This window comes from Streptomyces sp. NPDC055955 (genome assembly GCF_042270245.1).
In the GTDB taxonomy this organism is placed as follows: Bacteria; Actinomycetota; Actinomycetes; order Streptomycetales; family Streptomycetaceae; genus Streptomyces.
In genome coordinates, this window is the sequence record NZ_JBHJYS010000001.1 from 730543 (window position 1) to 752742 (window position 22200).

Here is a 22200-nt window from a genome sequence, read left to right on the forward strand (position 1 = left end):
GCACTGCTCATGTCACGAAGAAGATTCCGGCGTCCGTGCCCGCGGGCGTGTACTCCGCGAGCCGCGCGCGCAGACCGTCCTCGCGCTGCGGCCGGTACAGGTCGTGGAAGGCGCCCATCTCGGCACCGTCGTCCGCGCCGCGCCGGAGCTCCTCGGGGCAGCCGTCGGCCAACTGCCCGTACCAGGGCGTCCCGTAGCGCACGGCGGCGAACAACGGCTGTACGCCGGGCGTGAGATCGGGCAGGCAGCGGTGCCGTCGTGGCGTGCGCGAGCCGGTGGGGACGTACGAGTACCGCAGGCAGCCGATGCCGCGCCGGGCCACCTGCAGCCTGCCCGTGAAGACCGAGTTCTCGGCGATCTCCACCGCGTGCGTGCGGACTTCGCCGACGACGGTCGTGCGGTGCGCGTGCAGTACGGCGTGGGCGAGGCGGCAGTCCGGGGCGGACAGGGCCTCGCGGTCGTGGCCGGTGGCGTCCAGGATGCTGTCGCGGAGGTGGATGGCGAGGGGGTCCTCGCCGACCTCGTCGCCGATGACCTCGATGGTGCCGAGGACGCTGTGCTCGACCTGGAGGCAGGCGGTGGTGCGTTCCAGGACGATGCTCGGCTCGTCGGGCGAGTGCGGCTCGCACTCGGGCTCCAGTGACCAGCCGGGGACGAGCGTGGTGTGCCGGACGACGACGGCTCCCATCGGTCCGGTGACGTTGATGCCGCGCCCGGCGACCAGCAGCCCGTCGAGGACGATGCGCGGCCGCTCGTGCGGGGCGCAGTCGTCCGTCACGGCACGGATGTTGAGGGCGTCGGGCCGGTTGCTGTACCAGTCGAGCAGACGCATCACCGGCCGCGTGCCCTCGGCCGCCCGGAGCTCCAGCCGGTCGCCGGGGTCGAGGTCGAAGTCCAGCTGCTCCTGGTAGGCGCCGCTGTGCGTGATCTCGATGATGCCGTCGGGGCCGGTGCGGTCCGCACGGCGGTCGTGCCGCCAGGCCCGGTACGCGTCCATGATCTGCCGGTACGGCTGTCCCGGGCCGACCCGGTAGAAGGCGGCGTCGGGCCGGTCCACGCGGTCGGGCCGCTCGTACTCGCCGCCGCCCATGTCGGCGCCGGACGCGTAGTGGTAGTCCACCCACACGCCCTGCCGGGGCGCCGAACGCGCGCCGAACGCGATCCGCCCGAGCTCGGGGTCGACGGCGACCTGGCCGCGCTTCGGCCGGTAGCGCCAGTCGGACAGGTCGGCGACCACGATGTCGGACGGCGGTACGGGCTTGTCCTCGCCGTCGCGCCGGATGACGAAGCTCTTGCCGGGGCCGTAGTGGTCGAGGAGCCGGTCGTGGAGCAGTCGGCGCGTGATGAACGCGGGGACGTTGTCGACCGTGGCGATGTGGGTCGGCGAAGGCTCCGGGACCGGCTCGGTGACCAGCGGGCTGTCGTTGCCGAGGATGGAGAACGTGTAGAGGTTGCGGGCGCGGTCGATGCAGTACGCCGGTGAGGACGTCAGCGCGTACGCCTTCAGCCGCCAGACGAAGAGGCCGACCCCGGCCGGGGTCCAACCGCCCTGCCTGCCAGAGGAGTTGGCGCGTCGGACGTCGACCGTCCGGGCCGTGGTGTCGAAGGGACCGCCCTGGAGCGCGAGCGCCGAGCCGTCCCGGAGGTCGACGAGCCGGCCCCGGCCGGTGTCCCGGTACAGCTTCACCGACTCGTTCCGGGCGACCAGTCGCGACAGCTCGACGGCTCGCGCGGGGTAACCGGCGACCTGCTCGGAGATCTCCTCCAGCAGGTGCAGGGTGCCCTTGCGGCGTCGGTTGGCGACGGTCGTCGCCACGTCCGCGCGCGGCGCGACGGCCTCGGCGAGCGCCTCGCGGCCGCCGTGCAGGCCGGTGGTGAGGACGCGTTCGTAGCCGGGCAGGGTGCGGTATCCGACCAGGTCACCGAGGTACGGCAGCACCCAGGGGGCCGCCGTCTCGACGAACAGGTCCTCGTAGCCCTGCTCGACGCCGTCGCGGACCCGGTCCAGCTGCTCGGCGATCACCGCGAGCAGCGCGCGCAGCGGCTCGCCCTCCTCGGCGTCGCGCAGCAGGTGCCAGCGGGGCAGCAGGGCGGCGAGGCCGTCCGGCTCCCGGGACGCCGCCGGGGCCTGGGTGTCGAACTGGACATCCGCCGGGTTCGCAGACATCACTTCACCTCCGTGAGGATGAGGGTGTCCGCCGCCTTCGGGGAGAGAAGCGCGAGCTGCGCGGGGCGGATGCCGCGGAAGACGAACACCGACCGGCCCCTCGCCAGGCGCCGGGTGTCGGTGATGTCGGGGTTGAGGCGCAGGAGTTCGGCGAGCGGGATGCCGTGGCGCGCACAGACCTGCGACAGCGTCTCGCCGTCGGCGGCGCGCACGGTGTGGATCTTCTCGTCGTACGTCGCCTGCCGGGCCGGTACCGAGGCCTTCGGGGCGCCGGGGTCGGTGAGCAGCGCGGCGAGGTCCTCCGGCGTCGCGGAGGCGGGGACGCCGGTGAACACGTCGACGTCCACGTAGTCGACCCCGGGGACGGTGTGGGCCGTCGCGAGGAGGTCGGAGAGCCGGGCCGGCTGTCCCACCTCCCTTCCCTCATAACCGAGTCGGGCGAGCAGCGCCTGCCGCAGCCTGGGCTCGACGTACTCCCAGGCATGGTCCGGGGCGACCTTCACCCTGGCGGCGACGAGCAGCAGGACCAGTTCGCGTACGTCCACGCGGACGGGCAGATCGGCGTCGCCGTATTCGGTGAGCGCCCCGCGCAGGGCCCGCAGCGTGTCCGAGTCGCCGTCCAGGGGCACGTCGTCGGTGCCCGCGACCGTCACGTGCAGCACACGCCGCCGCCCGTCGAAGAGTTCGCGTGCGGCGGCCCGGCCGATGCCTGCCCGGGAGCGGGCGAAGTCCTCGTAGTCGGCCGCCGAGACGAGCCGGTCGAGGGCGGAGACGGCCAGCGGGACCGTCCGGCGGGTCAGGCCCGGACCGTCCGCGTCGGCGCCGCCCGTCGCCGGGCGGGGGTTGGTGACGGCGGTGACGCCGAGCGGGCGGGTGAGAGGCTGGGTGAGGCGGTCGGCGGGGACGTTGGCGGCCTTGCCGGTGCCGAAGCGGTAGCGGGCGTGGACGTTCTCGTGACCGCTGGGCAGCCGGGCCCCGTGCACGCCGTCGCCGAAGGTGACCGTCGTCCGGCCGTCGGAGGCGGTGCCGGTGATGTAGATCCGCTCGCGCGGGCCGCGTCCGGCAAGGCTGTCGACCTCGTGCCACAGGACGCCGTCGACCCGGATCTCCAGCACCGGTGTGGCGCCGAGGGGGTTGTCGTCGGCGAGCCAGGTGAGCGGGGACTGCCAGAGTGCGAACGTCTGATTGACGCGGTCCGAGTCGCCGCTGCCGATGGCCTCCTCGCGGCTCTCGCCGTGGGTGGCCTCGACGACGTTGCCGAGGATGCGGACCGACTCGCGGCGATAGCGGTGGGCGAGGTCGGTGGTCAGGGTGAGGTGGGTGTGGACGCGGTCCCCCGGAAGGTGCGGGTCCACGGTCGCGTCGGCGGCGGCGATCGTGACGACCTCGGAGGCCATGACGCCGGCCGTCCCGGGGATGTCGCTGCGCTCGCCGGTCACGATGAGCGTGCGTCCGGCACCCAACCCGTCGTACAGCTCGGCGAGTTCGACGCCGTTGCCGTGGACCTCCTCGCCGAGCGGCTCCTCGGCCGGGCGCAGCGGCGCGCCCGCCGCGTGCACGGTCGTGTCGCGGATGTGCGACAGCAGGACGTCGAACTCGTCCAGCCAGGGGTCGGCGAGGGTGAGTTCGGTGCCGCGTCCGGTGATGCCGTAGTTGGTGTACGCCGCCGTACGCACGGCCACGACCTGGGTGGTGACGAACGCGAGGCCGGCGTCGCCCGGTATGCCGTCCTCGGCACCCTTGGCGGGGCGCTGGACCGCGACCCAGCTGCCGACCGTGATGCCCGTGTGCACGGTGTCGAGCTGCAGCACGCGCCGGTTGACGGGCGCGGGCTTGCCGGCGATGACGATCTCGACCTTGGGCTCGCTGCTGCCCACCCCGTAGCGCACGCTCACCTCGTACGCGCCGTGGGTGAACTGTTCGGTGGCTCCCGGGCGCAGGGAGATCTCCTGCGTGGTGCCGTTGTTGATGCCGACGTGGACCAGGCCGTCCTCGCCCGGACGGGACACGAACAGGGTGCATTCGGGCAGACCGTCGCGCAGGCGCGCGGTGACGCCGGGCTCCTGGGAGTCGGCGGCGACGGGGGTCCCCGCGCTCGACCGAGAACGGGAATGGGGGAGGGTGAGCCAGCTCAGCTCACGGTCCTGGGCGGAGCGCGTCGACAGGTCGACCTGGCCGGGGCCCAGCGCGAAGGTGATCTGACCGCTGACGGGCAGCGGCACGGCCCGCTGGTCGGAGCCGTTGCCCTCGACGTACTGGAACTCCGCCCGGATCGGCGCCCTGCCCGCGGTGTCGTGGACGATCCGCAGGCTGGTCAGCACGCCCCCGGTGAGCGGCCAGTCCGCGCTGCGGATGACCCGGCCCTTGTCGTCCTGAACGGGCTTGAGCGGAGCCGTGGCGCCGAAGGGGGCCGTAGTGACCCGCATCGCGAGCAGGTCGCGCAGGGGCTGCGCGCCGCCGGGGGCCACGGCCGCCGCCCTACGCCAGGCCGGGTAGATGCCTCCGAGGCCGGGGCTGAGGGCCGCGAGGACTGCGGCGGGGTCGGTACGGGGACGTGGAGCACCTGTTTCCGGGGCCGGCCCGGCGGCACGCAGGGCCGGGAGTACGGCAGACAGCGCCTGGTAAGCGGCGGTGCGGGGGTCAGCCTTCAGGGGCGCGGGCCGTGTCGACATGCGGCTCCGTCGCGGTGACGCCGCAGGCCCGGACGGCGCCGCGGACAGGAGGCCCCCCTTCGCGGCACTCTCGTCGGCCTGAGCAGGAGCCAACTCCATTGCGCGCTCACCGAGTTCGTGCAGCACCGCCTGCAGCTGCTCGAACCAGACCGCGACGTCCTCCCACGGAGTGGCCAGCACCTGCGCCTCACCGAGGCGGGCGACCGGCTCCGCGAGGCAGGCCGCGAGGCTCTCGGGTGTCCTCACATCGTCCAGAGCCCCACGGAGCGGGGCCAGCACCTGGTCCTCGAAGTCCTCGATCAACCGGCTCACCGGCCGCGGGTTCGGGACCTGCGGCGTAGGCGGCTCCTCCCCCGGCTCACCGGGCGCCGCGGGCTCGGCGGTCCACCGCCGCACCTCGTCGACCAGCTCCTTCAGCGTGGGCGGCGCGGACTTCTGAAGGGAGATCGCCGTGATGTCGTCGTCCCGGTCGACGCGTATGCCCGCGACGGGCAGTAACGTGCGCTTCCCGCCCGCCTGTTCGCCGAAGACGAAAAGCAACTGGTCGCCGGTCTGGAGGGAGTTCGCGGTGCCCTCGACGAAGAGTTCGGAGCGGCGCTCCAGGTCCTCCGGGGTGACCAGGGACGGCCGGCGCCTGCGCACCTTCAGCTCGTTCCAGTCCCAGCGGGCCGTGAGGTCCCGGCTGGTCTCGAAGGTCACGGACTCCTCGTCGGCGGAGGCGGGCACTCCGTGGGTGCGCGCGCCGCGCGGGATCAGCACGGGCAGCGCCTCGGCCCGCGGGTCGCGTTCGAGGGTGTACGCGAGGTGGGTGGTGGCGGCGACACCCGGCCGCGGACGGTGGCCGACGAGCCGGCCCAGCAGGACCAGCGACCGGTGCTCGCCCGCCGTACGGAGGTAGGCCTCGTCCGCGATGCGCTCCGAGTGGAACGTGAGCAGGTCGCCGAGGACGGCGGTGGCGTCGAGGAGGCCGATCGCCGGGTCGTCGGGCGTACGGACGGTCAGGCCACCGAGCGCCGGGTACGCCGGTGAGGCGAGCCGGTCGAGCAGGGCGGCCAGGAACGAGCCGTACTCGCCGACGCGGTAGTCGAGGGCGGTGCGGCCGGGCGGGTTGTGCAGCGGGGCGGGCGCGAGACGCTCGTCGTGGCCGCCGCAGGCGCACTCTTCAGAGGCGGTCATCGGGGGCACCTCCCAGGGATATCGCCAGGCGGCCGTTCTCCGGCCGGTCCGGGTCGTTGTCGCACGTGGCGATCTCCAGCGGGCCGAGCCGCAGCACGCCGTCCTCCCTTTCTCCATGATCCTGCTCGAACAGCCTGCGCAGACGGTCGACTTGGACGTTCCGCACGCCCGGTACGGCCGCGGCGACGGCGACCAGACGGCTCAGGCGAACGGGTTCGCCGAAGGTCAGCGCGTCCGGGTGGAAGAACCCGAGCCGTCCGCCGGAGAGGCGGCCGCTGCCGAGGACCCGGTACAGCTCGGCCAGCACCTGCCCCTGCTGATGTCCGGGCGCGGCGCACACGCTCAGGGCGATCTCCAGCGGCACCAGGCGGGCGGGGCCGACCACGAGGTCGTGGCCGATGCGCCGGAACGCCTCCAGGGACTGCTCGACACGGGTGAGCAGTTCGGCCGGCGGCTGTGCCCCGCCGTACGCGTCGATCGCGACGTGGGCCTCCTGGACACTGCCGGTCCAGCGGATCTCCGCCGCGGCCCGCTGCACGCCCGGCAGAGCGCGGGCGAGGTCCGCGTAGTCCTCGGCGGTGACCGCACGCAGGCGGGTGCGGCGCAGGTCGAGCGGGGCCAGCTGGCGTGCCTGTTCGACGGGTTCGGGATCGACTCCGCCGGCGGCGGGGAGCGGATTGCGGACCACGGTGACCCGCGGCTGCTCGCAGTCGCTCCGGACGACCAGGTGGTTGATGGCTTCCGCGCCGACGTTGCCGGCGATGCCGCCGCCGAGCCGGTGGTGCAGGGCGACCCGGGCGCCCGGGTCGGGCTTGGCGCCGTGCCGGCCGTCGCCGAAGCGCAGGGCGACGCGGCCGTCGTCCTCCAGCTCCCCGACGAAGTGCCGGTCGCGGGGCCCGCTGTGGAGCAGGTCGCGGCGGGGCACCCAGGTCAGATCGCCGTCCTTAACGAGTACGGCGGGCAGCGCCCTGCGCGGATCCTGGCCGAGCGCGGCAGCCGCGGAGCCCCGCAGCACGGGCTCGTCGGGGTGCAGTCCTGCCGCGTACGCCGGGCCCCAGCTGTGCGCGATCTCCCAGGCGATGTGCCCGTCGAGGACCGTGCCCGCACGGGCCCGGGACGCGAGGATCTCCGCGCGGCGCAACTTCGCGTCGAGCAACTCGTCGCTCCTGTGCAGAAGTTCGCGCAGAGCGCGGACGGGATGCGTACGGAGCTCGAGCCGCTCCAGGACCTTCAGGCCGTAGATCACGGCGAGTTCTTCGATCTCCTCGTCCCCGAGCCCGTCGCGGTCGCGGGCACCGCGCCACAGCTCGACGAGCCGCTGTCGCACCCGCCCCGCGATCGCGGCGATCCGCTCGGCCTGCCCCGCGGCCACGACCCGCGTGTCCGGGAACGGCACCGCCTGTACGACCGGGGAACGGCCGAGAACGGGGCGAAAGCGGGGCACGATGCCCGGGTAGACGGACTGCGCGAGCAGCGTGCGCAGGGCGGCCGTCTGGGCGTACGCCGTGCCGGGCACCACACGCTCGTGCCGCTGGCCGGCGCGCTCCAGACCGAGTCCGGCGCGGAGGGTCGCCGCCTCACCCACCACCTCGAACAGCTCGCGGACGTCGTCGGGTACGAGTGCCTGCCCGTTCTCCGCCCGGTCCGTGAGGGAGTTGACGAGCCGGGCCGGTGCGTTGCCCTCCTTGCGGTCGTAGCAGCCGAAGGCGGGAGGGTCGCAGGGGGCGACGACGGCCGGACCGGGTGGCACGGTGGCCGTCTGCGGGAGTCCGGTGAGGGTGCGGCCGTGGTCGACGAGGACGACGTTGCCGCGGGCCAGGCTCACGTCCTCGACGGGCAGGCAGTCGCGGCCGCCGCGCGTGGTGAGGCGGAGCGGGAAGCGCAGGGCGTCCTCGGCGGCCCAGGTGACCTCCAGGACCGGCTGGTCCTCGATGCGGTCGACGCCCGGGGTGACGGAGGTGAGACGTACGGCCTGGCGGTGGCGGGGATCGGCGTCGCCGGGGGTGCCCGTGCGCGGGCCCTTCACCTCCTCCAGGACGAGCACGTCTCCGGGCCTGAGGGCGAGCCGGCGCTCCCGGCAGGTCTCCGGGTCGTCCCACTCGTCGCGCAGGGTGGCGGCGGTGGCGCCCGTCGGCAGGGCGCACACGTCGCCGCCCCACGTCCACAGGCGGATCCTGTTGTGCGCGACCTTCAGCTCAAGCGGGTCGGCGGTGACGACCGGTTCGAAGACTTCCACCGAGCCGCGCTCGTCCAGGTCGCCGAGGTCGTTCTCGTCGATGACCGTGCCGGGCCCGGGCCGGTCGTGCGGGTCGAGGGTGCGCACGTCGACGGAGGCGAAGCGGAACGTGCCCGGAGCGAGGATCGTGTCACCGGCGCTCTGCACGGTGACGTACGCCCGTGCGGTGCAGCCGTCGTTCATCGCGTAGTCGATGAGCCGGACGTGCCGCCGCACGGAGACCCGGCGGCGCGCGGTGTCCAGGTAGGCCTCGGTGGCCACCGCGTCCTGCTGGTAGCTGATCCGGTCGCCGGTGTACGCGAGCAGCTCGACGAGCGTGACGCCCAGGTCGGCGGGGTTGCGCTCGACCCGATCGGGAGTGGTGAGCGCGAGCCGGTCCAGGAGCAGCTTACGGATGGTGTCGTAGTCGCGGACCGTGTAGTCGACGACGGGCGCGTCCGGGAAGTCCGCCTCCCGGGGCTCGACCTCCTTGCAGTCGAAGGGGGTCGGGCAGTTCGGCCGGAAGGAGAATGACGCGCGGTGGTAGCGCTGGTCGAAACCGCGGAAGGGCTCGGTGCCCGGCCGCCCGTACGGGTCGGTCTCGACGAGCGAGAGCACGTACTCCGAGGTGTCTCCGGCCTGGTCGAGGGTGACGTAGAGCCGGTCGTCGAGCTCCGGGTCCTCCTCGCGCTCGACGCCGACGTCGACGGCGGTGATGCCGGTGATCCGGCGGCCGCCGTCGATCCGGACGTTCTCCGGTCCGAGTCCGTGCGGCGCCTTGCCGAGGAACATGACGGTGAGCAGCAGCCCGTCGTCACTGACCTCGACGGAGTCAACTCCGTTGAGCTGAGCGGCTCTTACCTTGACACGGCGGGAGGTGGTGGCATCGGTGGTCACGCCGCCCTCCCTTCGAAGACGTCGTCCGCACGGGTTCCGGTGGCGCGCAGGACGTACGACAGGTGGACCCGTACGGCGTCGTCGGCGCTCTCCACGTCGAGGGCCACCACGTCGATGAGGTCGCCGAGCCAGCGCTGGAGCGAGGCCTGCACGGACAGTTCGAGCGTGCTGACGAGTTCGGGGCTGCTCGGGGCGAAGACCAGGTCGAGGAGCCCGCAGCCGAAGTCGGGGCGCATCACCCGCTCGCCGGGGCTGGTGAACAGCAGCTGCTCGATCAGGTCGTGGACGTGCTCGCCGTGGGCGGCGTGCGCGGTGCGTCCCCGGCGGTCGGCGCGGAAGGGGAACGCGATGTCGCTGCGCGGGCGGGTTCCCCGGCTCGTCGGGCTCATCGGACGGTCACCTTTCGCTGTGCGGCCTGGACGACGGGCGGCCCCTGCGGCACGAACGCCGCGGTGAAGCACTGGGCCGCGGAGGTGTCGAGCAGCACGGGTGCGCCGTCGACCGTGACGCCGGCGCCGTCGGCGGTCCAATGGACCGAGACGCAGGGCTTGTGCACACCGTCCTGGGTGTGCGGACAGCCGGTGACGACGTACGCGTGAGCGGCCGTCGCGACGGCCGCGCCCCCGATGCGTACGCCGCCGGAGGGTGTCGTGGCGGCGGTGACCCGGCCGCCGTGCGGGCAGCCGATCACGGCGCCGGCGTCGAGCAGACTCCCGGACACTTGATGCTTCCCCCGTCTTCTATCGCTTCGAGAGCACGGTCAACTGGCCCTCGTTGATGGTCACTTCGTTGCCGCGGAGCACGACTTCGGCGCCTGCGCCGGTCGCGATGACCACGGCCTCCTTGGTGATGCGGATGTACGCGCCGCCCTGGGCCTGGAGCAGAATCCCCTGCTCGGCACCGGCGGTGTCGTTCATGACGAGCTTGTGCGCGGCCGGTGTCTGTACGACGACCGGCTTGCTGGGCGAGTTCGCCGCCAGCTCACGCCGCGCGTCGGGCGGCAGCTCCTCGGCGGCGCCGTACCAGCACCCGGTCCATACCGGGAAGCTGGGGTCCCCCTGCTCGAACTCCACCCACACGCCCGCGCCCGGCGGCGGCACCACGAACTGCCCGGCCTCGGGCCCGGTGAACGGCAGGCACGGAAGCGCCCAGGTGGACGCCTCGTCACCGAGGACGTCCGGGACCTCGACGGTGATACGGCCGATGCGCAGTGGATCGTTGTTGTCCACGACCCGGCCGCGGAACTTGCCGAGGTAGCTGTTGTTGGGTGCCGCCATGCTGAACTACTCCTGATCGGTGGGTCGTTCGGGCTCTTACGGCCGGACGTAGTCGCTGCGCGCCTCCAGCCCCTCCCTGGAGAGGGTGAAGTTCTGCTGGAAGGACCCCGGCCGCAGGTTGTGCGTGACGGACTTGACGTAGTAGTCGCCGTCGTAGGCCCGCCCCGAGCCGCGCACGCCGACCAGTTGGCGGGGCTGCAGGATGTACCCGTACCGGTTGACGTCGAGCGACCCGGACCCGGAGACCACGTCGGCCGACACCGCGGCCCGGGCGAGGAGTTCGGCCTCGGCCTGCTCACGTTGCTGCTTGGCGGTGCCGGAGAGGGTCTTGCGCTTGAGGGCCGGGGTGGGCCGGCGGCCGAGGGGTGGGCGCAAGGGGCTGATGGGCGGCTGGGGAAGGAGAGTGGACTGCCGGGTCCCGGGATCCTGCCACCGAGCCTGCGGCTCTTCGCGCGCAGTCCCGTCGTAGGCGAACGTCAGCTGATCGACGGTGGTATGGGCATCCATGTTGACGTTCAGGGCGTGCTGACGGATGCCGAGGCGCACCTCGGGACCCCAACGGGCGGCGGACCGGCCGGGGTTGGGCCCGGGCTCGAGGTAGAAGGTGTAGCCGTTGGCGCGGGCGAGCTCGGTGACGTACTGCAGATCGGTACCGGTCTGGTAGTGAACACGCAGATCCTGGTGTGGGGGCTGGGCGATCTTCTCGGCGTAGACGTCGGGCCGGATGCCGTAGTCGGAGTACCGGCGCAGGATGGCCAGCACCCGTTCGGAGGGCGGGAGATTGGGATACCGGGCGGTGCGCTCCTCCAGGTCCATCAGCAGTGTCAGGTCCTCGCCGGTGACGGTGAGGGTGGAGTGCCCGGGCTGGTTGCTGGCACCCACTTCCTGACGCACGATCAGCCCGTCGAAGAGAACATCGGTCGTCCCCCGGACGCTGACCGTGACGATGAGCCGCGTCTTGGGATCGAAGAACCCTTCGGGCAGGAGCCGCTGGTTGATGATCCCGGTCTTGGTGAGGTCGAAGGCGATCTGAAAGCCGCTGCGCTCCCCCGCGGTGGCCGTGATCTGCGCCGAAAGCAACGCCTCGGTCACCTCGGCCGGAACCGGCCGGGCGAGCTTCGGCCCCATGAGGAGCGTGATGTGGACGGGGCCCTGCCCGACGGGCTGCTCAGACACGCCGGTGCCCTCCGGGCTCGGGGATGTCGATGACCCGTCCGGCCTCGTCGGTCAACTCCCGTGGATCGAGAACGGGATTGGCGTCGGCGATCCGCCACCACTGACCGGGATCGCCGAAGAAGCGCTGGGCCAGCAGATCAGCCCGCTCCCCCGCCCCCACGACATGCTCCTGCGTCTCCTGGACGTCGAGCGGGGGCAGCAACCGGCGCTTGGCGTACCGCACTTCGGTCCCATCGGGAAGCCGATGCACGCCTATCCCGACGTCGTGGTACCGACTGCTCCGCGGATAGGGATGGGCCCCGGGTATCGCGCTCAGGGCACTCTCATAAGACTCGATGTCAGCCATGACGGTGGCCGTCAACCCCTTCCGCTCAGCACGTCGGCACCCGGCAGCCCGAGGGCCCCGAGACTCCCGCCGCGCGCGGCGGCGGCGAGCCGCTCCTTCTGCGCGAGGTGGGCCATGTACAGATCGGCACCGCGGTGCCCGGCCGGCAGATCACTGACGGTGAGGATCTTCATCCCGATGCTCAGCGAGGCCCGTATCGGATTGAGATTCACGTCGAAGGCGGACTCATTGACGGACAGCTCGGTGAGCCGCACGGGCATGACCCGCTTGCTCCCCCACGTGAACAGCGTCAACGGCATCTCGATCGGACTGATCTCAATGGTCCCGTTCTGCGCGAGCCGGCCGGCGGCGCGGAGCTGAGCGGTGGTGGGCTGCACGAGCATCTCGAGGGTGGCCAGTTGAGGGTGGATCCCGTCGGGCGCGGCGATCTCCAACTGATCGGTGGCGTCGATCTCGGCGGTGAACTTCCAGGTCTCTTCGGCGGGGCCCTTGAGACGCAGGGCCTCGTTCCGATCCCCGTTCCCGGTACCACCGCTGCCGCTGTCACCGCTGTCCCCGGCGGACTGGGGAGCGATGCTGCGCTCCAGGGTGTCGGGGTTGAACTGCAGCACGATGATGCGCTGGGGAGTGCCGGTGTCGGGGTTGACGACGACTATGCCGGAGCGGATGGGTTTGGGGATGTCTGCGTAGCGGGTCATGACAGCTTCTTCTCTCTGGCAGCTTTCGCCACGTTGAATGAGCGCACGATCTGCTCCTTGACGGGGCCAACATCCTGGGACCAGGAATTCACAACGTCCTCAACGGTTTCGAGCTGCGAGTCCATGTAGTAGTCGATGAGGAGCGCCAACGCTTCTACCTGGATTTCCTCATGAGGCACACGGGCAGACCTCGCAAGGATGATTCCAACCGTTTCGTTCTCCACCTGGCTGAAAGCTAGGACCGCGTCGACGCGGTCCTGCATCCTCCTCGACTCGTCAAAAATCACCTCAGAAATCGCCCTTACCAACTCCTCATCCTCTTCCTCTGTGTACGACAGCGCAGCACCAGCCGCCCACAGGGCCGCGCTCACCACCTCCTGCGATGCGCTCGTACGCAGAATCGAGGCAATCGTGCGCGAGTCGTCGGAGTCACCCAGATCCCCCAGCACCCGCAATGCGCTCGCATAACTCATTCCATGAGGAGGTGTCGCAAGCGTCGTGCGCGCAACCTCCAGAATGATCGGCTCGAGTTCCTCGAACGGGTTGCCCTGACCGAACCTGGTGAGCGATTCCTCATATCGATAGTGATCGAGAGCCACACCTACTGCCACGACAGAGTCGCTCCGCAACAGTTCGGAGAATGTATCGACCCCACCCTCCCCGGAAGCAAGTTTGCGGCGAAGTTCAGCGAGTCTTGGGTCGGGAATATCCCATTCATGCCAGTAGTAAGAATCGAACGACATGCCGTCCCCTTTTACCCGTGAACTGCCTTGATGGCTTTCGGTGGAATTATTCCATGAATCAGCACCTCCTGCGTTCGCACCGCGTCCTGAAGCGCCTGCCTCTCATTCACTCCCAATTGAGCAAGCCCCCACTCTTTTTGAACGGAAGCGCGCGTGACGTCGAATATCTGACTTGGCGATACGTAGAGTAGGTCGATTTCAGCCCATCCGTTCTCGCCACCGAGAGGCTCCCCTTGCGCGTTCGTGATTTCATTCACGGGCAACTTCGTAGTGGAGGTGAACGGCGTCACCCTCTTGAGGTCGCCTCTACCCTTCCGCTTCTTCCCGCCGCCGGCTTCCGACTTGGCACCGAGGACGTGTTGCTTCACTCGTCCGGGAGTGGCCGTCAGATTGGGCATCTCTGCCGTGATGCCGTCCTTCTCGGGTCGCTTGTCGCGTACCGCGAGGTTGCGTTGCAGCATCCGCGGAACGAAGCCGCCCGATTGGGTGTTGACATAACTACGGCCATACTCGTCCATGTACTCGGTCTGATCCCCCACATGCTGGACTGGGGTCATCTTCTCGTCCTTACGGAACTGCCCGATCGCCGTCTTCTCGGCTTCACCACGGATGTTACGTGGATTGTCGTAGTTCAGAATGATCGTGTCCGGGACCATGGGCGGGTTCTGCTGATTGCGGAACGGGCCTACTGGCGGCTTCCACTCAAGTTTTCCGCGCGTGGACGCTGCCGCCTGCTTACTGTCGGCGCCCCTTGAGCGCGCGACGCTGTTCTGGCCGCGGGAAGCCCTCTTCCCGCCACTGCTCCTGTTCTGGGCTCCCCCCAGAACTTCCCGCTCGATCTTTTCGCACGTATCGATGATTTCACCCAGCGTGTACTTACCATTCAGTTCACTCAAGATCCGTTGACGCAGTTCCAGCGTCACTCGATCCTCATCGCCGTGCGGGAAAATCTCGAACTCGCCCTGACTGGCCAGAGCGGAAGGGTTCAGCGTAGCGACGACATTGAAGTCTTCGGACCCCTGCGCAGAAAGGCTGGTGAGCCGGTTCCACACGCGCATAGCAGCCATCGTCGCGTCGAACACGGGTGCCGGCAGACCCTTCTCGAGCAGCCGGTTCAACTGCGGGCGAATACGGGCGACGATCTTCCTCAGTCGTTCTTCCTTCGACGCCTTGGAGCCCTCTTCCTTCTTCCGCTGCTCCTGCTTCCGCCACTTCTGTTCCTGCTGACGCTTCTTGTGGTCCCGCAGCTGTTCCTTCTTCTTCTTGAAGTAGTTCCGCAGCTTCGACGCGCCGTTCTTGAGCGCCTTGCCGAGCTTCGACTTCTTCAGCTTCCGGCCAAGGGTCTTGGCCGCGTTGCCGACCTTCTTCAAGGCCGACTTGACCGCGCCCTTGGCCTTCGAGAGGGCCCTGCCCACGGGGGACTTGGGCTTCTTCGGTTTGGTCGGCTTGGGGCCCTCGATCTCCTTCTGTTTCTTCTTCGGAGCGGACTCGGGAGTCTTGTCCTTGTCCGGGGTGCGGTCCTTGGCCGGGCCCTGCTCCTTCTCGGGCGCCTTCTCCTTCGGCTTCGCCTCCGCCCCCTCCGGCTTCTTCGCCGGCCCCTTAGGCGTAGCGTGGTCCTTCGGTTTCACCGGGGACTTGAGGTCGGGAGACGGCTCGCCCTTCGGCCTCCGCTCCGTGCCGGGACGGCCCAGCGCCTGCCTCGCCCTCCGCATCGCCCCCCGAGCCGAATTGACCGCCGACCCCGCCGCCTTCTTCGCCCCGCCCCCGACCTTCTTCAGGCCGTCCATGATCTTCTGGGCCATGCCCTTGAGGCGTTTGCCTACGCCCTTTGTCGCCGAAGACAGCTTCTGCAGAAGGAAGTTGGTGATGAAGTCGAGCAGAGCAACGACACCTGCCGCGACCGCCTCCGCGAACAGGCAAGCCGCCGGGCCCGCCTTCACCGCCTTCAGATAGGCCCAGAACTTCGAGAACGCCGACAGGATCGAGCTGACCGTCGACCACGCCGCCATCAGGCCCTGGATGATCGTGAGGATCGCGCCCGCCGCCGGGACGATCATCGAAACGACCTTCTCGATGACCAGCGTCGCGATCATCATCGGGAGCGACGCGATGATCGCGTCCCAGGCCATCTTGCCGATCTGTTTGATCGACACACAGCCCTTGACCAGGACGTCGATGACGGCCTTGCCCAGGCCGAGGATGCCTTCGACCTTGGTGTCGAACCATCCCTTGACCGCCACCTTGATGGCGCCCCAGAGGTGGTCGGTGATGCCGGTCTTCGCGGAGCTGCCGGCCTTCGAGATCCAGCCGCCCGGGTCCGGCGCGATGTCGGCGACCAGCGCCGCGAACTTCCCGAGCGCCTCGATCGCCGCCTGCGCGAACTTGATCGCGCCCATGATGACGGCCTGGTAGGCCTTGATGACCGCCTTGACGCCCGCTTCCAGGACGTCCAGCAACTTGTTCAGGCCGGCCGCGAGGGCGTCCAGCAGGCTGTTGACCGCCTTCTTCAGGCCGTCCGCCAGCTGGTTCACTGTTGCGATCGCTGCGTCCCGCAGGCCCTCGATCGCCTTGCGGAAGCGGTCCCGCAGCTCCGGGAAGGCCGCGAGGAGCACGTCCCCGATCGCGATCAGCACGTCGGCGAGCGCGTTGATCGCGTTGACCGCCAGATCGCGTACGAAGTCGATGGCCTGGTTGGCCCACGTCTTGAACGTGTCGATGATCCCGTTGACGGCCTTGCGGGCCGCGTCGAAGACCGCGGTGACCGCGGCGAGCAGGCCCTTGAAGAAATCGGCGACCTTGTCCGCGATCCAGCCGAACAGGCCTCCGGAGGGCTTCTTCTCCTCCTTCTTCTTCTTGGCCTCCTTCTCGGCGTTCTCGCGCTCGGTGTCGATCGAGGCGTTGTCCTTGTCCTTGCGCGCGCCGACCTCCTTGTCCTTGTCGTCGCGCGCCCTGACGATCTCCTTGTTCTTCTTGCCGTGTTCGTCGTCGGACTTCTTGTCCGCGTCCTCGACCTTCTTGTCCTGCTCGTCCCGCCAGTCCTGCCGCTGCTTCTGCGTCTCCTGAGCGACCCGGCCGCGTTCCGCGGTCTGCTGCGCGGTGTTGCGCTCGACCTCGCTGTTGATCTCGTTCTGTTTGTCCTGCTTGGCCTGCTGCTCGCTCTGCTGGTGTTCCTTGTCCTTGGCATCGAGGTCGCCCTGCGCCTTGCCCGCGCCGGCGGTGATCTCGGTGCCCTTCTCCTGCTTGGCGACGGCACCGACACCGGCCTTCGGCGCGGCAGTCGCCTCCAGCGCCCCCGCCTTGCCGCCGCCCGCGCCGCCGGAGGCCTTGCCACGGAGCTGTTCCGCGGGCGCGCTGGGGAAGATCTGGTCCTCGCCGAGCGGCTTGGCCGCGTCCTCGCGGCCCGTCGTCTGCAGATCGGACTGCTTGTCCTTGAGTGCCTTGGCCTGGTCGTCGGTCCGGGTCGGGTCGCTGGCGCCTTCGAGACGGATCTTGGGCGCCGGGCCCACCGTCTTGTTCTCCAGCTCCGGGTCGGTCGTCGGGACCGCGTCGGCCGCCGCCTCGACGTTCTTCGCCTCGGCCTCGCTGAGCCCCTTGTCGGGCACGGCGGGAGCCGCCGGAGGCGGCACGTCGGCGGTGGCTTCCTTGCCCTCGGCCTTGTCACCGCCCTTGGCCTTCTGCTTGTCGCCCTGGTCCTGCGGGCCGATCCGCTCCACCTTGCCGGTGACCTGAGCGGCCTCCGGCGCGGCCTCGGGCGGCGCCGAACGCGTCTGCGGCGCGCCCGAAGGACGTTCCCGCGTCGGCGGGGCGGCGTCGAGCCGCTTCTGCTCCTCGCCGATCTTCTTGTCCGCGGCCCTGTCGACCCCGGGCATGGCGGCGGCCGCCTGGTCGGGCGCCAGCTTGCTCACGGTCTGCACCGCGGCCTCGGGGTCCTGCCCCGAGACGTCCGGCGGCTCCTCCTGCTTCTGCTCGGGCGCGGCCTCGCCACCGCCCCCTCCACAACTGCCCTGCCCGCCCTCGTCCTTCTCGGGCGCGGGCGCGGGTGGCGCGCAGCCACCGCCGCCCTTCTCCAGGGACGCCTCGGGCCTGGGCGCGGCCGTGTCGGAAGAGGTCTGGCCGGGCCCGTCGGTCTGCTCGGCCGCCGGGCTGACCGCGGCCTCGGCGACGGAGGGCGCGGCACCCGGTCCGGCGGCGACGTTCGGCCCCGTCTTCCCGGCAGCGCCGACCGGTCCGCGCGGCGCGGCGCCGGGCCCGCTCTCCTTGGGCACCTGGCTCTTGGCCTGCGGCGCCTCTCGCTCGGACCGGGGCTGTTCGGCACCGCGCCGGGCGGCGGGCGAGGGATCGCGGTCCTCGACCGGCGTCCTGGGAGTCTGCGCACCGGCGGGTTTGGCCACGGCAGCAGCCACCGGGGTCGCCACGGAGGGCACGGTCCCGGGCCCGCCCGCAGCGGAGGGAGCCGCGGCGCCCGTACGGGGCTCCGTGGCCGTGCGATCCCGCTGCTCGCTCTTCTCCGCCTCCGCGTCCTCGGCGTCCGGCTTCTCGTCCTCGTCTGCCTGGGATCCGTCGGCGGACCCCGGATCCTTGTTCTGCTCCTTCTCCTGCTGCTGCTCCGGGTCGGGCTTCTCGGCCTCGGGCTCGGGCCGTTCCTTGTCCTGGGTCGCCGGGTCCTGGCCGACCTCCTGGTCGAGCGGCTTCTCGGTCTCCTGGAGGTCCTTGGTGCCACGGTCCTGGGCCTGTGCGGCGGGCCCGTTCTCGGGCTGCGGGGCCTCGCCCTCGACGGGCCCCTCGTCCTGGCCGGGGGCCTTCTGATCGGGCACGGCGCCGGCTGCGTCCTCCTCGGCCCGCTCCCCTTCCCGCTTCTCCCGCTCCTGCTCGGCCTTCTCCGCCTTCGTCGGCGGCGGGGTGGGGAAGGAGGGCAGCGACGGTTCGGCGGCGCCCGGGCCCAGCTTGTCCGCGGTCGGTACGGCGGACAGGTCGAGGTCGGCGTCCGGCAGGTAGTCCTCGGGCTTGAGCGCCGGTTCGTCGTGCTCGCCCGCCGCCGGGCCGCCCTCGTCCTCGCCGCCCGCGATCTCCTGGTCGGCGCCCGCTTCGAGGCCGACCGGCCGCTCCTCCTCGCGCGGTTCGGCCTCGGCGCCGCCGTCCTCGTCCTTCTCGTTCAGGCCGTGTTCGGACAGCGCGGAGTCGGACCGCTCGGCCCGCTCGTCGACCTTCTCCGGGCGTACGGGGCCGGGCTGGGCCTTCTGCTTCGGATCCGGCTGCTCGTTCTTCGACCCGGTGCCCGGCTGGGTCTGGTCGTCGCGCCGCTTGCGCTTGTCGGCGCCCGGCGCGCTCGCCTGCTGCGGGTCGGCCTCCTCGCGTTCGCGCTGTTCCTTGCGCTGCTCCTTGGCCTGCTCGGTGCCGTCCTGCTCGCCCTGGGTGCGCTCGTCGGAGGCCTGGTCGGTGCGCTCGCGGTCGGTGGCGGCCTGCTCGTCGTCCTGCCGCTCCTCCTCGCGCGCCTGCTGCCGGGAGGCGTTGCGCTCGTCCTCCCGCTCCGTGCGCTGGGCGGCGTCCTGCTCCTCGGTGGCGGCGTCCGAGCGGGCCCGGCTGCGGTCGCTGCCGCTCTTGTGGTCGCGGGCCTCGGCGTCCCGCGTCTCCTCGCGGGCGTCGGCGGCGCGCTTCTCGTTCGCACCCCGGTCGGACTCCCGCTTCTTCTGCCACCGGGTGCGTTCGACGCCGAGCTCTTCGAAGAGGTCGGTCTCGGGCAACGGCGTCTCGGCGGGCTGGAGTTCGATCGGGCCGGGGCGGCCCTGGTCGGCGATCTCCAGGAGACGGTCGTATTCGGGTGTCAGCAGACGGCTCTCGAGGCGATCGACAACCGCGTCCTCCAACTCCTGAGACATACGAGCCAGTTGGAGCCGGACGCGGCCGGAGGCGTCGGTCGGGTCGCCACGCAGGGAGCGCAGCACGTTGCCCGCGAGCCGGTCCACGAGCGTCGCCGGGTCGACGGCCTCGGCGCGCATCCGGTCGGCGTCGACCGTGGCGTAGCGCAGCCAGCCCGGTGTGGCCTGCCCCTCCTCGACCTGCGGAGCTTCCGAGGAGACAGCAGGCTGCACGAGGGCCTGGGCGGCCGCCTCGGCCTCCCGCTCGATGGACTGCTGCGGCAGGCTCACCGCGCCGAGCTCGCGGCCGGCCCGCAGCGCGCCGAGGCCGTGCGGGTTCTGCACCGTGTGCTGCAGCTCGTGGGTGAGCAGCCGGCGGCCCTCGTCGGTGCCGGGCCGGTAGGCGCCCTCGCGGAAGAAGACGTCCTGGCCGACCGCGACCGCGTCCGCGCCGAGCAGTTCGGTCAGCCGGCCGGCGTCCCGGCCTGTGTGCAGCCGCACCCGGCCCAGATCGTGTCCGAGCTGCCCCTCCAACTCCCGTCGCAGGCCCGGGTCGAGGGGCTGTCCGGCGCCGCTCACGATGTTCTTCGGCTCGGGCGCACGGGACTTGGCGGCCTGCTCCTTGCGCTTGCGGCGCCGCTGCTCGGCGGACTGCTCCGCACGGGAGCCCTGGGTCTGCGAGCTCACCGGCTCACCTCCCCGTGACCGCTCAGCCCCTCGTGCACGGCACGCGCCAGCTCCTGCCCGAGGCGCCGCGCGGACAGTCCGGCGGGCAGGGGCGGCAGCCCGGACAGCGCGTCGACCGCGAGGGGACCGTCCGCGGCCAGGGGTACGCCGTGCAGCCTCACCAACCGGGTCAGTTCGCTCTCGAAGGCGGCCGAGACACGCTCCGGATCCGCCCGGAAGCCGTCGAGTACCAGCTCCCCGATCTCCACACGGACCGCCGAGGTCTCCTGGTCCCGCGAGTGCTTCCGCGCGTGGTCCCGCGGCAGACTCACACCCATCCGCGCACCTCCGAGGGCGTCAGCGAGCGCTCCAGCTTCAGGTACTCGGTGCGGGCGGCGGCGAGCATGTGCCGCATCTGCAGCCGGTCGTCCTCCTCGGCGGCGAGGAAGGCGCCGGAGAGGGCGATGTTGCGGATCGAGCCGCCGGCGACGGTGAGCTGGGCGAGCAGCGACGTGTCGATGTCCTTGACGGGGGCCTGCGGCGGCAGCACCCTCCGCCAGATCTCCGCCCGCTCGTGCTCGGCCGGGAAGGGGAAGTCGACGACGAAGCGGATGCGCCGCAGGAAGGCCGTGTCGAGGGCGTTCTTCATGTTGGTGGTGAGGATGGCCAGCCCCCGGTAGGCCTCCATCCGCATGAGCAGGTAGCTGACTTCGAGGTTGGCGTACCGGTCGTGGCTGTCCTTGACCTCGCTGCGCTTGCCGAACAGCGCGTCGGCCTCGTCGAACAGGAGGAGCGCGCCGCCGCGTTCGGCGGCGTCGAAGACCCGGCGGAGGTTCTTCTCGGTCTCACCGATGTACTTGCTGACGACCTGCGAGAGGTCGATCACGAAGAGATCGAGGCCGAGTTCCTTCGCCATGACCTCGGCGGCCAGCGTCTTGCCGGTGCCGGAGCCGCCCGCGAACATCGCGGTCACGCCGAGGCCGCGGCGCAGAGTGGCCGCGAACCCCCACTCCTGGTGGACGGTTGCCCGCTGCCGCACGTGCGCGACGATCTCGCGCAGCACGCTCGTCTGCCGCTCGTGCAGCACCAGGTCGTCCCAGCCGGCCTGCGGCGCGATCCGCCGTCCCAGCTCGTCCATGCCGATCCGCGCCTCGTCGAGCCCGGCGCGCCAGGCGAGTCCGGCGGCGTCCAGCTCGTCCTCGTGCGGCAGCCGGCGGCGTACGGCGGCGGCCGCGGAACGTACGACATGCGGCGGCAGCTGGAACTGGGCAACCAGGGAACGGAGTTCACTTTCTTCCAGATCCACCCCCTCGAACGCGCCGGTCCACAGTCCGAGCTGCTCCTCGTCGTCCAGCCGCGGCACGACCACCCGGGCCGCGTACGACCGTTCCGAGCGCAGCGGATCCTCGCTGGACACCACCACCGGTACGGCGGCCCCGGCCAGGAACGACTCGGTCGCCGCCCGTTGGTCGCGGTCCAGTTCGCCCACCTCGACGAGCAGCGCCGAGGGCAGGAGAACCGCCTCACGCTGCCACAGCCGGGCGAGACGGTCGCGCTCGGCCGGGTCGGACGGCACGTCCTCGGCGTTCATCGAGTACAGCCCGAGTCCCGAGCGTGCGGCCGCCGCGGCGGCGAGGTCGGCCCGGCCGCGCAGGTCCCCGCCGGTCACCTCGACGAGCGGCGCGTCGGAGTCCGCCGCCGTCGCCCAGCCCTCGGCGAGCCGGCTCGCGGCCAGGTCGTACGACGGCGTCAGCTCCTGAGGCGCCGGCGTGCGGCGCAACTGGCCGTGCAGCCGTGCGTCCAGATAGGGCGAGCCCAGCAGGAAGTGCAGGATGCGCTCGTCGAGGCGCAGCCGGGAGGTCGTCAGCCGGGACTCGTCGTCCAGCTCGACGATCCGCCAGCGCCTGAGCGGCGCCACGGGCGTGAGGGCGCTCCAGTGCGGCTCGGCCAGCGCGGCCAGCGCGAGCGAGAAGGTGGGGTACGTGCGCTCGGGGTCACCACAGGCGGCGGCGCATCGGGCGGCTGTCGTGGGCTCCACCTCATGGGCGGCGGCGAGGAGTACGAGGTCGCGCTCGAAGGGCGTGATGCCGAAGCAGGAGACGAGGGCGTCGAGCGGGGCGATGCCGGGGCCGCCGGGCGCGGTGGCGAGCTCGGCCCCGGGGGCACCGCCGCTCTCCTCCGTGACGCGTGCCGCATGCGCGTCGACGCGGGCCAGGACGCGCCGGATCTCCGCCGTCAGCGTCGCACCGCCCGGGCCGGCGTCCGCCGCGCTCCGTTCGTACGTCCCCATGCCCTCACCTGCCCCCGTCGTC

At 71.2% G+C, this 22200-nt stretch carries 13 protein-coding genes; all 13 read right to left on the reverse strand.

The annotated features are described in order from the left end of the window. Positions 1–7: 7 nt before the first annotated feature. From ACFC96_RS03060 to ACFC96_RS03120, 13 genes are read right to left on the reverse strand one after another with little or no spacing between them, the layout of a single operon-like run. Positions 8–2167 carry a hypothetical protein gene (locus ACFC96_RS03060; protein WP_376609836.1) on the reverse strand — a complete coding sequence of 720 codons (2160 nt, stop codon included), beginning with the start codon at positions 2165–2167 and terminating at the stop codon, positions 8–10. Continuing rightward, complete coding sequence (locus ACFC96_RS03065; RefSeq protein WP_376609838.1) at positions 2167–6015, reverse strand: putative baseplate assembly protein; 3849 nt, start codon at positions 6013–6015, stop codon at positions 2167–2169. The genes ACFC96_RS03060 and ACFC96_RS03065 overlap by 1 nt, the downstream gene beginning before the upstream one ends. Beyond that, a complete protein-coding gene (locus ACFC96_RS03070) occupies positions 6002–9127 on the reverse strand; it encodes a putative baseplate assembly protein (RefSeq protein ID WP_376609840.1) in 3126 nt (1041 codons plus the stop codon). The genes ACFC96_RS03065 and ACFC96_RS03070 overlap by 14 nt, the downstream gene beginning before the upstream one ends. Next, complete coding sequence (locus tag ACFC96_RS03075; protein WP_376251052.1) at positions 9124–9516, reverse strand: GPW/gp25 family protein; 393 nt, start codon at positions 9514–9516, stop codon at positions 9124–9126. Before ACFC96_RS03075 ends, ACFC96_RS03070 begins: the two co-directional genes overlap by 4 nt. Beyond that, a complete protein-coding gene (locus tag ACFC96_RS03080) occupies positions 9513–9848 on the reverse strand; it encodes a hypothetical protein (protein WP_376609842.1) in 336 nt (111 codons plus the stop codon). Before ACFC96_RS03080 ends, ACFC96_RS03075 begins: the two co-directional genes overlap by 4 nt. A gap of 19 nt (positions 9849–9867) precedes the next feature. Continuing rightward, the gene (locus ACFC96_RS03085) at positions 9868–10404 is read right to left on the reverse strand and encodes a phage baseplate assembly protein V (RefSeq protein ID WP_376251048.1); all 537 of its coding nucleotides are present in this window, start codon (positions 10402–10404) and stop codon (positions 9868–9870) included. Between the two features lie 36 nt (positions 10405–10440). Then, positions 10441–11580 (reverse strand): hypothetical protein, encoded by a 1140-nt coding sequence (locus ACFC96_RS03090; protein ID WP_376251046.1) that lies wholly within the window; start codon positions 11578–11580, stop codon positions 10441–10443. Then, positions 11573–11926, reverse strand: coding sequence for a hypothetical protein (locus tag ACFC96_RS03095; protein WP_376226697.1), 354 nt, complete (start codon positions 11924–11926; stop codon positions 11573–11575). The genes ACFC96_RS03090 and ACFC96_RS03095 overlap by 8 nt, the downstream gene beginning before the upstream one ends. An 11-nt stretch (positions 11927–11937) precedes the next feature. Further along, the gene (locus ACFC96_RS03100; RefSeq protein WP_376226698.1) at positions 11938–12624 is read right to left on the reverse strand and encodes a hypothetical protein; all 687 of its coding nucleotides are present in this window, start codon (positions 12622–12624) and stop codon (positions 11938–11940) included. Beyond that, entirely contained in the window at positions 12621–13367 is a 747-nt protein-coding gene (locus ACFC96_RS03105; protein WP_376226700.1) for a hypothetical protein, read from the reverse strand. Before ACFC96_RS03105 ends, ACFC96_RS03100 begins: the two co-directional genes overlap by 4 nt. A gap of 11 nt (positions 13368–13378) precedes the next feature. Next, positions 13379–19909, reverse strand: coding sequence for a DUF4157 domain-containing protein (locus ACFC96_RS03110; RefSeq protein WP_376609844.1), 6531 nt, complete (start codon positions 19907–19909; stop codon positions 13379–13381). Continuing rightward, a complete protein-coding gene (locus tag ACFC96_RS03115) occupies positions 19906–20220 on the reverse strand; it encodes a hypothetical protein (protein WP_376251039.1) in 315 nt (104 codons plus the stop codon). Before ACFC96_RS03115 ends, ACFC96_RS03110 begins: the two co-directional genes overlap by 4 nt. After that, positions 20217–22178: an ATP-binding protein gene (locus ACFC96_RS03120; RefSeq protein WP_376609925.1), complete on the reverse strand. Its 1962-nt coding sequence runs from the start codon at positions 22176–22178 to the stop codon at positions 20217–20219. Before ACFC96_RS03120 ends, ACFC96_RS03115 begins: the two co-directional genes overlap by 4 nt. Positions 22179–22200: the final 22 nt, after the last annotated feature.